The sequence below is a fragment of the Kitasatospora sp. NPDC088134 genome (genome assembly GCF_044741705.1).
GTDB lineage: Bacteria > Actinomycetota > Actinomycetes > Streptomycetales > Streptomycetaceae > Kitasatospora.
Window position 1 is genome coordinate 352143 of record NZ_JBIUTD010000002.1, and the last position, 12210, is coordinate 364352.

General features: G+C 72.6%; 9 protein-coding genes. 3 read left to right on the forward strand and 6 right to left on the reverse strand.

Annotated elements, in window-relative coordinates:
- Positions 1–264: 264 nt before the first annotated feature.
- Together ACIOHG_RS05160 and ACIOHG_RS05165 are read left to right on the forward strand one after the other, a co-directional pair.
- Entirely contained in the window at positions 265–1458 is a 1194-nt protein-coding gene (locus ACIOHG_RS05160; protein WP_400945432.1) for an NADP-dependent malic enzyme, read from the forward strand.
- A 192-nt stretch (positions 1459–1650) separates the two neighbouring features.
- On the forward strand, positions 1651–2646 hold the full coding sequence (locus ACIOHG_RS05165; protein ID WP_400945433.1) for a zinc-binding dehydrogenase: 996 nt from the start codon (positions 1651–1653) through the stop codon (positions 2644–2646).
- A gap of 79 nt (positions 2647–2725) precedes the next feature.
- On the opposite strand, the gene ACIOHG_RS05170 is transcribed toward ACIOHG_RS05165, so the two are convergent.
- From ACIOHG_RS05170 to ACIOHG_RS05195, 6 genes are all read right to left on the reverse strand, one after another.
- A complete protein-coding gene (locus ACIOHG_RS05170; protein ID WP_400945437.1) occupies positions 2726–3700 on the reverse strand; it encodes a helix-turn-helix transcriptional regulator in 975 nt (324 codons plus the stop codon).
- 1 nt (position 3701) lies between these two features.
- The gene (locus ACIOHG_RS05175) at positions 3702–4595 is read right to left on the reverse strand and encodes a DUF4097 family beta strand repeat-containing protein (RefSeq protein WP_400945439.1); all 894 of its coding nucleotides are present in this window, start codon (positions 4593–4595) and stop codon (positions 3702–3704) included.
- Positions 4596–4843: 248 nt separating this feature from the next.
- On the reverse strand, positions 4844–5023 hold the full coding sequence (locus ACIOHG_RS05180; protein WP_400945441.1) for a DUF6104 family protein: 180 nt from the start codon (positions 5021–5023) through the stop codon (positions 4844–4846).
- Positions 5024–5050: 27 nt separating this feature from the next.
- Positions 5051–8791: a multifunctional oxoglutarate decarboxylase/oxoglutarate dehydrogenase thiamine pyrophosphate-binding subunit/dihydrolipoyllysine-residue succinyltransferase subunit gene (locus ACIOHG_RS05185; RefSeq protein WP_400945444.1), complete on the reverse strand. Its 3741-nt coding sequence runs from the start codon at positions 8789–8791 to the stop codon at positions 5051–5053.
- Positions 8792–9092: 301 nt separating this feature from the next.
- Positions 9093–10235, reverse strand: coding sequence for an ATP-binding protein (locus tag ACIOHG_RS05190; protein ID WP_400945446.1), 1143 nt, complete (start codon positions 10233–10235; stop codon positions 9093–9095).
- Positions 10236–10329: 94 nt separating this feature from the next.
- Complete coding sequence (locus tag ACIOHG_RS05195; RefSeq protein WP_400945449.1) at positions 10330–11064, reverse strand: response regulator transcription factor; 735 nt, start codon at positions 11062–11064, stop codon at positions 10330–10332.
- A 296-nt stretch (positions 11065–11360) separates the two neighbouring features.
- Between ACIOHG_RS05195 and ACIOHG_RS05200 the strand changes: the two genes are divergently transcribed.
- Positions 11361–12068: a rhomboid-like protein gene (locus ACIOHG_RS05200; protein ID WP_400945451.1), complete on the forward strand. Its 708-nt coding sequence runs from the start codon at positions 11361–11363 to the stop codon at positions 12066–12068.
- Positions 12069–12210 lie beyond the last annotated feature (142 nt).

Below are 12210 nucleotides of genomic sequence, written 5' to 3' on the forward strand. Positions count from 1 at the left end.
CTGCGTTCACTCCTGCGAGTGCCGTGCGGACTCCTCGCTCGGGGGGCCACGCGGACAAGACGGACCCGGCACAGGTGCGGTACCGGAGTCCCGACGACAGCGCAGAACACCCTTACCCTCACCCGAGGGCGCGGCCCGACGGCAGCGCCCCGACCCGGCCACGGGTACGCCAGCGACGGCGTGCCCGCGCTCGCGCGTTGCCGCGCGGACCGGGTCGAAGTCCGTCGGATGCGCCTTCGCCGAATACATGACGAAGAGGTCATTGTGGCAGCGGAGATCATCACCGACACCCAGAGCACCGACGACCCGGTCGACGCCGTCTTCGCGCTGCACCGCGGCGGCAAGATGGAGATCCGGGCGACCGTCCCGGTCCGCGACGCCGACGACCTGTCGCTCGCCTACACCCCGGGCGTGGCCCGGGTCTGCACCGCCATCGCCGAGCAGCCCGCCCTGGTGAACGACTACACCTGGAAGTCCAACACGGTCGCCGTGGTCACCGACGGCACCGCCGTGCTCGGCCTCGGCGACATCGGCCCGGAGGCCTCGCTCCCCGTGATGGAGGGCAAGGCGATCCTGTTCAAGCAGTTCGGCGGCGTCGACGCGGTGCCGATCGCGCTGGCCTGCACCGGGGTCGACGAGATCGTCGAGACCGTGGTCCGGCTCGCCCCGTCCTTCGGCGGCGTCAACCTGGAGGACATCTCCGCCCCGCGCTGCTTCGAGATCGAGAAGCAGCTCCAGGAGCGGCTCGACATCCCGGTCTTCCACGACGACCAGCACGGCACCGCGATCGTCACCACCGCCGCCCTGTGGAACGCGGCCAAGGTGACCGGCCGGGAGATCGGCGACCTGCGCGCGGTCATCTCCGGCGCTGGCGCGGCCGGCATCGCCATCGCCAAGATGCTGCTCGCCGCCGGGATCGGCGACGTGGCGGTCTGCGACCGTCGCGGCGTGGTGCACGAGGGCCGCGGCGACCTCACCGACGTCAAGGCGGAGATCGCGGCGCTCACCAACCGGACCGGCCGGACCGGCAGCCTCGCGGACGCCCTGAACGGCGCCGACGTGTTCATCGGTGTCTCCGGCGGCACCGTCCCGGAGGAGGCCGTCGCCACCATGGCGCCCGGCTGCTTCATCTTCGCCATGGCCAACCCGAACCCGGAGATCCACCCCGAGGTCGCGCACCGCCACGCGGCGGTGGTCGCCACCGGGCGCTCCGACTTCCCGAACCAGATCAACAACGTACTCGCCTTCCCGGGCATCTTCGCGGGCGCGCTCTCGGTCCGGGCCAGCCGGATCTCCGAGGGCATGAAGCTCGCCGCGGCGAAGGCCCTCGCGGGCGTCGTCGCCGACGAGTTGACGCCGCAGAAGGTCATCCCGTCGCCGTTCGACGAGCGGGTCGCCCCGGCGGTCACCGCCGCGGTCGCGGCCGCGGCCCGGGCCGAGGGCATCGCCCGGATCTGACGCGGGGGTCGGGATCCGCCCGGGGACGAGAGTGCTGTCCACGGGCGGATCTCGCCGTTCGTGCGGGGCCGGTCGCGCAGTTCCCCGCGCCCCTGCCGGGGCACGGAGCGGGGCCGGGGAGGAAAGCAATATGGGGACGTTCACAGTGAGTCGTGGTTAACAGGGCCGCGGGTGCGGGGCTATGGTCCGGGCATGTTCGCTGCCTATGCCGCCCGCATCAGTCCTGACGATCCTCCCCCAGCCCCAAGGGGGGCTGGGAGGGGCCCCCTTTACGCGCTGGAGCTGGGCGAGGTGCCCGAGCCCGTGGCGCGGCCCGGATGGAGCGTGGTGACGGTGAAGGCCGCCACGCTCAACCACCACGACCTGTGGTCGCTGCGCGGGGTCGGGCTGCCGGCCGAGCGGCTGCCGATGGTGCTGGGGTGCGACGCCGCGGGCGTCGACGAGGACGGCAACGAGGTGGTGATCCACTCGGTGGTCGGGCAGAGCGGCCACGGGGTCGGCCCGGCCGAGCCGCGCTCGATCCTGACCGAGCGCTACCAGGGCACGTTCGCGCAGCGCGTCGCAGTGCCGACCTGGAACCTGCTGCCCAAGCCGAAGGAGCTGAGCTTCGAGCAGGCCGCCTGCCTGCCGACGGCCTGGCTGACCGCCTACCGGATGCTGTTCACCAACGCGGGCGTGAAGCCCGGCGACACGGTGCTGGTGCAGGGCGCCGGCGGCGGGGTGTCGACGGCGCTGGTGGTGCTGGCCAAGGCGGCCGGGCTGCGGGTCTGGGTCACCGGCCGGGACGAGGCCAAGCGGGCCCGCGCGGTCGAGCTGGGCGCCGACGCGGCCTTCGAGAGCGGGGCCCGGCTGCCCGAGCGGGTGGACGCGGTGATGGAGACGGTCGGCGCGGCCACCTGGTCGCACTCGGTGAAGTCGCTGCGGCCGGGCGGCACGATCGTGATCTCGGGCGCGACCAGCGGCCCGAACCCGAAGGCCGCCGAGCTGAACCGGATCTTCTTCCTGGAGCTGAAGGTGGTCGGCTCCACCATGGGCTCCAAGGAGGAGCTGGCGGGCCTGCTGGCGCTGTGCGCCCACTCCGGGGTCCGGCCGGTGATCGACTCGGTGCGGCCGCTGACCGAGGCCCGGGAGGCGTTCGCCCGGCTGGAGCGCGGCGAGGTGTTCGGCAAGCTGGTGCTCACCCCCTGACGCGGCGTCGGTCCAGCACGCAGGGCGGAGCGCCCCCGGCCGTCCTCCGGGGGCGCTCCGTGCACGTGGGCCGTGCGGCCTAGCGCTCGAACAGGGCGCGGGCCGCGGCGGACAGGGCCTGCTGGGCGCGGGCCAGCCGGGCCGCGTCCACGCCGCGGTCGCGGGCGGTGTCCCGGACGTGGTCGCGGAAGCGGTCGAGCAGGCGCTCCAGCTCGCGGGCCGGGTCGCCGGCCGGGTCGGTGCGGGCCCAGTCCGGCAGCTCGGCGGCCGGGGCCTCCCGGTCGGGCTTGTCGAGGTCGATCCGGACCGGCTCGTCGGCCGCGCCCCAGCGCGCGGCGTCCGCCAACGAGCCCAGGCCGCGGGTGAGTTCGGCCAGGCCCTCGGCCAGGCCGACCGACCAGTCGCCGCGCGAGGCGTGCTCGCGGACCTGCTCCTCGACCCGGCGCTTGAGGCGCAGCGCCTCCTGCTGGGCCGCGGTGCGGGCGGCCCTGGACTGCTCGCGCAGCCGCCGGGCCTCCGCCTCGGCGGCCTTGGCCTGCTGGCGGGCGGTCTTCTCCTGCTCCTTGGCGCGCCGGGCCTGCTCCTTGGCCTCCGCCTTGAACTGGGCGAACTCCTCCTTGGCGCGCTGCCAGGACTCGCGCTCGTGCAGCGGGTTGCCACCGGCCGTCGGGGTGTGCTCGGCCTGGTTCCACAGCTCGGCCCGCAGGTCCTTGGCGTTGTCCCGGACGTCCTGCCGGATGGCGCCGGCCAACTGGCCGACCGAGTCGTGGATCTCCGCTTCGAGGTCCGTCAACTCGGCCTGACGGGAGGCGAGTTCGTCTCGCCCGGCGTCGGTGAGCCGGTAGACCTTGCGGCCGCCCTCGGTGGCGTGGCTGACCAGGCCCTCGGCCTCCAGCTTGGCCAGCCGCGGGTAGACGGTGCCGGCCGAGGGCGCGTACAGGCCGTGGAAGCGCTCCTCCAGCAGCCGGATCACCTCGTACCCGTGCCGGGGGCTCTCGTCGAGCAGCTTGAGCAGGTAGAGGCGGAGCCTGCCGTGGCCGAACACCGGGGTCATCTCAGACCTCCTTGGTCAGGTCGAGCGGGCCGGCGGGCAGTTCGCGGGCCGGCCGGTCCTCCTCGGCGTCGGGGCGGCGCTGGACGGTGACCGCGCCGGTGACGGTGGTCACCTGGAGGCGGCCGCGGCCGGTGCCGAGCTGGCCGGAGAGCTTCTTGGAGCCCCAGCCGCCGCCGACGCTCAGTTCGGCGAAGGCGCTGGAGAGGCTGCCGCTGGTGGTGCCGGCCTCGACCTTGGCGTCCGCGAAGGACGGCAGCCGCAGGCCGACCGGGCCGGAGACGGTGGTGACGCCGATGTCGGTGGGGGTGGCCGCGTCGAGGTCCAGCGTGACCGCGCCGGAGACCGAGTTGGCCCTGATCCGGGTCGCCGAGCCGGCCACCAGGGTGACCGCGCCGGAGACCGTGTTGACCTTCAGCTCGCCGGACAGGCCCTCGGCGTCCACGTCGCCCGTCACGGTGTTGGCGTTGACCTGGCCGGTCAGGCCGGCCAGCGTGGCGGTGCCGCTGGCGCCGTGCACGCCGACCTCGCCGGTGATGCCGGAGACGGTGGCGTCCGCCGAGACGGTGCCGACCTTGACGGCGGTGTCGGCCGGGACGGCCACGGTGAGCTCGGCGCGGCGCTTGCGGCGCAGGCCGGAGAAGAAGGACTTGACCGTCTGGACCGACTTCACGGCCTCGCCGAACTCGCCCCAGCTGAGGTCCTTGTAGGTGACCGTCAGGACGCCGTCCGCCACGGTGACCTGGAGCGGCTCGCCCTCCAGGGCGGCGACCTCCAGGCGGGCCGGCCCGTCGGTCGGGACCACGTTCACGGCGCCGTCGACGACGCGCACGTGCAGCGTCCGCACGGCCTCGTCGAAGGTGATGTTCTCGGTGCTCTCTACCGTCCACTGCGTCATGTCGGGTTCCCCGTCCTCCCGCGTGCCATACGCGATGTATCGCGTTCTTCTGCTACTTACGATATATCGCGTCGGCCGGAAGTCAAGGAGCCCCGGCCCCGATCCCGACCCGGAGCGCACCCCGACCCGACCCCGAGAGCCGCCCGGGGTCCGACTCCGGGACCGGCTCCGGCCCGGCCCCGGGAAAGCGAACGGCCCGGAAGGCGAAAACGCCTTCCGGGCCGCACCACTGACTGTCCGTCAGGCAGTCACTCGTCGTCCTCGTCGTCCAACCGGGCCAGCCAGGTCGCCAGCCGCTCCACCGGCACCTCGAAGTCCGGGTTCAGGTCCACGAACTCCCGCAGGCGCTCGGCCAGCCACTCGAAGCTGACCTCCTCCTCGCCGCGTCGGCCCTGCAGTTCCTCGATGCCACGGTCAGTGAAGTACACGGTGGGGTTTCTCCGGTCGAAGGGATGTCAGAGCGAGAACACTTCGTCGAGCAGCGCCTTCTGCTCGGCCGCGTGCCGCTTCGCCGAACCGACCGCCGGGGCCGAGGACGCCGTGCGGGCGACCCGGCGCAGCCGGGCGTTGCCGCCCGAGCGGCCGACCACGACCTGCAGGTGGTCGACCAGGTTCATCGCGATGAACGGCCAGGCACCCTGGTTCGCCGGCTCCTCCTGCGCCCAGACGAACTGGACGTCCTCGCCGTAGCGGCTCAGCTCCTCCTGGAGCTCCGCGATCGGCAGCGGGTACAGGCGCTCGACGCGGACGATCGCGGTGTCGGTGATGCCGCGCTCGGTCCGGGCCGCCTCCAGGTCGTAGTAGAACTTGCCGGAGGTGATCACCACCTTGCGCACCTGCGCCGGGTCCACCGTGCTGTCCCCGATCACCGGGCGGAACGAGCCGCTCAGGAACTCGGAGGTGGCGGAGGCCGCGGCCTTCAGCCGCAGCATCGACTTCGGGGTGAAGACGATCAGCGGCTTGTGGTGCGGGTTGTGCGCCTGCCAGCGCAGCAGGTGGAAGTAGTTCGACGGCAGGGTCGGCATGGCGACCGTCATGTTGTCCTGCGCGCACAGCGCGAGGAAGCGCTCCGGGCGGGCGGACGAGTGGTCCGGGCCCTGGCCCTCCATGCCGTGCGGCAGCAGCAGGACGACACCGGAGTGCTGGCCCCACTTCTGCTCGGCGGACGAGATGTACTCGTCGACCATGGTCTGCGCGCCGTTGACGAAGTCGCCGAACTGCGCCTCCCACATGACCAGCGCGTTCGGGCGGGTCAGCGAGTAGCCGTACTCGAAGCCCATCGCCGCGTACTCGCTGAGCAGCGAGTCGTAGACGGTGAACCGGGCCTGGTCCTCGGTCAGGTACATCAGCGGGGTGTAGTCCTCGCCGGTGTTCCGGTCGATCAGCACCGCGTGGCGCTGGCCGAAGGTGCCGCGGCGCGAGTCCTGGCCGGCCAGGCGGACCGGGTGGCCCTCCATCAGCAGCGAGCCGATGGCGAGCGCCTCGCCGGTCGCCCAGTCGATGGTGTTGTCCTCGACCGAGGCGGCGCGGCGCTGCAGCTGCGGCAGCAGGCGCGGGTGCACGGTCAGCCAGTCCGGCAGGTTGACCTGCGAGGCGGCGATCCGCTTGACCATCTCGGCGGAGATGCCGGTCTGGATCGACACCGGGAAGTCCGCGACCGGACGGCCGGTCTCGGTCGGCGCCGGGGCGGTGGTGGCCTCGCGGACCTCGGAGAACACCTTCTCCAGCTGGCCCTGGAAGTCCTGGAGCGCCTGCTCCGCCTCCTCCATGGTGATGTCGCCGCGACCGATCAGCGCCTCGGTGTACAGCTTGCGCACCGAGCGCTTCTTGTCGATCAGGTCGTACATCAGCGGCTGGGTGAAGGACGGGTTGTCGGCTTCGTTGTGACCGCGGCGGCGGTAGCAGATGAGGTCGATCACGACGTCCTTGTGGAACGCCTCGCGGAACTCGAAGGCGAGCCGCGCGACGCGGACCACGGCCTCCGGGTCGTCGCCGTTCACGTGGAAGATCGGCGCCTCGATCATCCGCGCCACGTCGGTGCAGTACATCGACGAGCGGGAGGACGCCGGGGCGGCGGTGAAGCCGACCTGGTTGTTGACCACGATGTGCACGGTGCCGCCGGTGCGGTAGCCGCGCAGCTGCGACATGTTCAGGGTCTCCGCGACCACGCCCTGGCCCGCGAAGGCCGCGTCGCCGTGGATCTGGATCGGCAGCACCGGGAAGGTCGTGCCGCCGAAGTCCAGGATGTCCTGCTTGGCGCGGGCGATGCCCTCGACGACCGGGTCCACGGCCTCCAGGTGGGAGGGGTTCGCGGCCAGCGACACCTTGATGGTCTCGCCGTCCAGGCCGGTGAAGGTGCCCTCGGAGCCGAGGTGGTACTTCACGTCGCCGGAGCCGTGCATCGACTTCGGGTCCAGGTTGCCCTCGAACTCGCCGAAGATCTTGCCGTACGGCTTGCCGACGATGTTCGCCAGCACGTTCAGCCGGCCGCGGTGCGCCATGCCGATGACGGCCTCGTCGAGGCGGTGCTCGGCGGCGGCGTCGATGGTGGCGTCCAGCAGCGGGATGAGCGACTCGCCGCCCTCCAGCGAGAAGCGCTTCTGCCCGACGTACTTGGTCTGCAGGAAGGTCTCGAACGCCTCGGCCGAGTTCAGCCGGCGCAGGATGCGCAGCTGCTCCTCGCGCTCCGGCTTGGTGTACGGCTTCTCCAGGCGGTCCTGCAGCCACTTGCGCTGCGCCGGGTCCTGGATGTGCATGTACTCGATGCCGACGGTGCGGCAGTAGGTGTTGCGCAGCAGGCCGAGGATGTCGCGGAGCTTCATCATCTTCTGGCCGCCGAAGCCGCCGACCGCGAACTCGCGCTCCAGGTCCCACAGGGTGAGGCCGTGCGTGGTGACGTCCAGGTCGGGGTGCTTGCGCTGCATGTACTCCAGCGGGTCGGTGTCCGCCATCAGGTGGCCGCGGACCCGGTAGGAGTGGATCAGCTCCATGACGCGCGCGGTCTTGTTGACCTCGTCGTCGTGGGTGGTCGCCACGTCGGTCGCCCAGCGCACCGGCTCGTACGGGATGCGCAGGGACTCGAACACCTCGTCGTAGAAGTTGTTCGCGCCCAGCAGCAGCTGGTGGATCGAGCGGAGGAACTCGCCCGAGGCCGCGCCCTGGATGACCCGGTGGTCGTAGGTCGAGGTGAGCGTCATGATCTTGGAGATGCCCAGGCGGGCCAGCGTCTCCGGGGAGGAGCCCTGGAACTCGGCCGGGTACTCCATGGCGCCGACGCCGACGATGGTGCCCTGGTTCTGCATCAGGCGCGGCACCGAGTGCACGGTGCCGATGCCGCCCGGGTTGGTCAGCGAGACCGTGACGCCGGTGAAGTCGTCCATGGTCAGCTTGTTGGCGCGGGCCCGGCGGACGATGTCCTCGTAGGCCTGCCAGAAGCCGAAGAAGTCGAGCGTCTCGGCCTTCTTGATCGCCGCGACGACCAGCTGGCGGTCGCCGTTCGGCTTGACCAGGTCGATGGCGAGGCCCAGGTTCACGTGCTCGGGCTTCACCAGGTAGGACTTGCCGTCCTCCACCTTGTAGGTGTAGTTCATGCCCGGGTTGGCCTTCACGGCCTGCACCAGCGCGTAGCCGATCAGGTGGGTGAAGGACACCTTGCCGCCGCGGGCGCGCTGCAGGTGGTTGTTGATGACGATGCGGTTGTCGATCAACAGCTTGGCGGGCACCGCGCGCACCGAGGTGGCGGTCGGAACCTCCAGCGAGGCGTCCATGTTGGACGCCACGGCCTTCGCCGGGCCGCGCAGCTGCACCAGCTCCGGGCCCGCCGCGGCGGCCAGCGCCGGGGCGGCCGGAGCGGCGGCCTTCGGCGCGGGCGGGGCGGCGGGGGCGGCCGCGAGCGGCGCGGGCGCGGCCACCGGCTGCGCGGGCGCCGGGGCGGCGGCCGGAGCAGCGGGGGCGGTCGCGGCCGGGGCTGCGGCGGCGGGAGCGGCGACAGGGGCCGGCTGGGCGCCGACCGGTGCGGCCTGGGTCACTGGAGTCACCTCGGTACCGGGCTTGTAGTCGGCGAAAAAGTCCCACCAGGCGCGATCGACCGAGGCCGGGTCCTGGAGGTACTGCTGGTAGATCTCGTCGACGAGCCACTCATTGGGGCCGAAGCCAGTGGAACTTGCCGAGCTGGGGGTTTCTTGGTGTGGCGACACGGGGCAACCGCCCTCTTCCGCTTCCTTTTGGGATGGTGGACAGCGGGGATTAAGGCTACGCCTCCGACGAGTGATCGCGCAGTCCCCGGTGGTCAGGCGTCGCCCAGATCACATTGTCGGAGCGATTTTTGGCCGGAACCGAGCGTTAGAGGTGCCGGAAAGCGGGGAACGGGACCCCTGGTCGATCGTGGTCATACCTATGGAAAATCGGACAAAGCAGTGGTCTGGACCACTTGTCGCCACCCGGTCCGGGACCGGCCCGACGGGGCCGGGCGCCGGTTTGTACCGATTCCGCCACAGACTACGCGGGCACCGGGGTCTCACCCGGCAGGGTGACCTCGATCCGGCAGCCCGCGGCCGCCTCGGCCACCCTGATCCGGCCGCCGTGCAGGTCCACCGCCCAGCGCGCGATCGCCAGCCCCAGACCCGTCCCGCCGTCGCTGCCCGGCCCCAGCGCGGTCGGCGAACCGCTCCGGCCGAACCGCTCGAACACCCGCTCCCGGTCCGCGGGCGGGATGCCCGGGCCCTGGTCCTCGACCTCCAGCAGCAGGCCGCCGCCCTCGGCCGCCCGGGCCCGCACCGTCACGGTGCCGCCCACCGGCGAGTGCTTGCAGGCGTTGTCCACCAGGTTCGCCACCACCTGGTGCAGCCGCTCCGCGTCCGCCACCGCGGCCAGCCGCTCCGGCTGCACGTCCACCGCCAGCCGGACGTCCGCGCGCCGCGCGTACGCGCCGCCCGCCACCGCCCCGTCCACCGTCAGGCCGCGCAGCACGCCGTCCAGGAACGGGCGGACCAGGAACGGGTGGGAGTCCAGCGGGACCACGCCGTCGTCCAGCTTCGACAGGTCCAGCAGGTGGGTGACCAGGCGGCCCAGCCGCTCGGTCTGCTCCAGCGCGGTGCCCAGGTTCTTCGGGTCCGGCTTCACCACGCCGTCGACCACGTTCTCCAGCAGGCCGCGGAGCGCCGCGATCGGGGTCCGCAGCTCGTGCGAGACGTTGGCGATCAGCTCGCGGCGGTGCCGGTCGGCGGCCTCCAGGTCGCCCGCCATCCGGTTGAAGGTGTCGGCCAGCTCGCCGATCTCGTCCCGGGAGGAGACGTCCACCCGGGCGCTGTAGTCGCCCTCGGCCATCGACCGGGCGGCCGCCGTCATGTCGCGCAGCGGCGCCGTCAGGCCGTTCGCCAGGAACTGCATGAACAGCAGCGAGGCGATCAGCGAGAAGATCATGATGATCCGGATCTGGGTCTCCGACCGGATCGCCACCACCACCATGCCGGTGGCCAGCACCACCGAGACGACCACCAGCAGGGCCAGCTTGCCCTTGATCGAGCGCACCGGGTCGAACGGGCGGACGTCGGCCCACACCCGGCGCGCGGCGCGCACCGCCAGCGGGGGCCGCGGGGCGGCCGGCTCGGCTTCCCCGTTGCGTTGCTGCGGAAAGGTCATGGTGCCCCCGGTCGTCAGGACCTGGTCGTTCGGACTCGTCCCCCGTGGACGGCCGGGCGCCGTGCGGGCCCCCGGGCCCGGACCGGCGGCCCGGTCAGGACAGCGGGGCCTCCAGCGCGTAGCCCACGCCGTGCACCGTGCGGATCCAGCTGGCGCCGATCTTCCGGCGCAGCGCCTTCACGTGGCTGTCCACCGTGCGGGTCCCGGACGCGTCGGTCCAGTCCCACACCTCGGCCAGCAGCTGCTCCCTGGTCAGCACCGCGCGCGGCTGCGCGGCCAGGCAGGCCAGCAGGTCGAACTCGGTCGGCGTCAGGTGCACGTCGCCGGTGCCCAGCCGGACCCGGCGCTGCACGTGGTCGATCTCCAGCTCGCCGAAGCGCAGCGAGCCCAGCGCGGGGGTGCGGGCGGCCTGCTGGGCCCGCTCGACCCGGCGGAGCAGCACGTTCACCCGGGCCGCCAGCTCGCGCATCGAGAACGGCTTGGTCATGTAGTCGTCCGCGCCGACGCCCAGGCCCACCAGCAGGTCGGTCTCGTCGTCCCGCGCGGTCAGCATCAGCACCGGCACCGGGCGCTGGGCCTGGATCCGGCGGCACACCTCCAGCCCGTCGAAGCCCGGCAGCATGATGTCGAGCACCACCAGGTCCGGCTGCCAGGTGTGGAAGCCGTCCACCGCGCCCGGCCCGTCGTGGGCCACCGCCACCTTGAAGCCCTCGGCGCCGAGCCGGGCGGCGATCGACTCCGCGATCGTCGGCTCGTCCTCCACGACGAGCACCCGTCGCTGGGTGCCCACCTGGCCACTGCTGATCGTCTCTTGCTGGATCTCTGTCACGGTCACGCCACCGCCCCCAGGGCTGCGGGCCGACTGCCTGTGGGACAGCGGGCTCCGCTCGTAGTCGTCTTGTTTCCGTTGGTTCCGTCATGAGTGTGCCCGGCCCGCGACCGGGTCACGTTTGGCAGGTCCCCGATCGGACGGGCACGGGCCGCTACCTTACCCGCAGCGCCCACGACCTGTAACGGTACGTGTGCGAGCGAGGCCTGGGGGCGCAAAGGTCTTCACAGGACTTCCTCAGACACCTCTCACCCGCCACCCGTATCTTGGGCATGACAGACAGCCCGGGAGGCACCATGACCAGCGCGGAACTGCGAAGGCGGCTCGTCCGGCCCGGGCTGCGCGCCCTGCCCACCCCGCGGGACAACCCGTTCGCCCTCGGTTACCTCACCCTGCTGCTCGGCACCACGCTGTACGCGCGCTTCGGCGACCCGGGGACGGTGCGCCGGCTCCAGGAGCTGTCCTCCACCGACGCGCACAACCTGCTGGTCCACCCCGTGCTCTCCCTCGTCGGCAGCGGCCTGTGGGTCGCCGGCCCGGTGTGGATGCCCTACTTCTGGGCCTTCGCGGTCACCGTCGCCCCCTTGGAACGACGGATCGGCGGCCTTCGTGCCCTCGGCGTCTTCGGGGCCGGCCACGTCGCGGCGACGCTGCTCTCGCAGGGCGTGGCGGTGGCGACGGTGGCCGCGGGCGGCGCCGAACCGGACGTGCTGGACGCGATGGACATCGGCGTCTCCTACGGCGTCCTCACCTCGCTCGGCGCGCTGGCCGGACTGCTCGGCCCGGCCGGGCGGACCCTGGCGCTCGGCGGCGGGCTCGCCCTGATCGCGCACCAGCTGGCGTCCGACCCCGATCTGGTCACCTCGGTCGGCCACCCCGCCGCGCTGGCGGTCGGCGTCGCGCTCTGGCCGCTGCTGCGGGGGCGCGGACCGCGCCGCCCGCGCCGTCCGGGGCGCGCCCCGGCGTGGCGGGCGCGGCCGCAGGCGGTGCCCGCCGAGGGCTGAGCCGCTCGCTCCTCGCCGCGGGGGCCCCGGGCCCCCGGGCCCCCCCCCGGGGGGGGGCCCGGGGGGGGCCCCCCCCGGGCCGGGGTGTTGCCCCCAAGAGCCCCCGGCCCGGGCACCAACACCCCCCCCCCCACCATAAGAA

Excerpts from the sequence above, each read along its gene's own strand:
- ACIOHG_RS05165 (WP_400945433.1), top strand. The coding sequence starts at position 1,651 with ATGTTCGCTGCCTATGCCGCCCGCATCAGTCCTGACGATCCTCCCCCA.
- ACIOHG_RS05170 (WP_400945437.1), bottom strand. The coding sequence starts at position 3,700 with ATGACCCCGGTGTTCGGCCACGGCAGGCTCCGCCTCTACCTGCTCAAG.
- ACIOHG_RS05175 (WP_400945439.1), bottom strand. The coding sequence starts at position 4,595 with ATGACGCAGTGGACGGTAGAGAGCACCGAGAACATCACCTTCGACGAG.
- ACIOHG_RS05190 (WP_400945446.1), bottom strand. The coding sequence starts at position 10,235 with ATGACCTTTCCGCAGCAACGCAACGGGGAAGCCGAGCCGGCCGCCCCG.
- ACIOHG_RS05200 (WP_400945451.1), top strand. The coding sequence starts at position 11,361 with ATGACCAGCGCGGAACTGCGAAGGCGGCTCGTCCGGCCCGGGCTGCGC.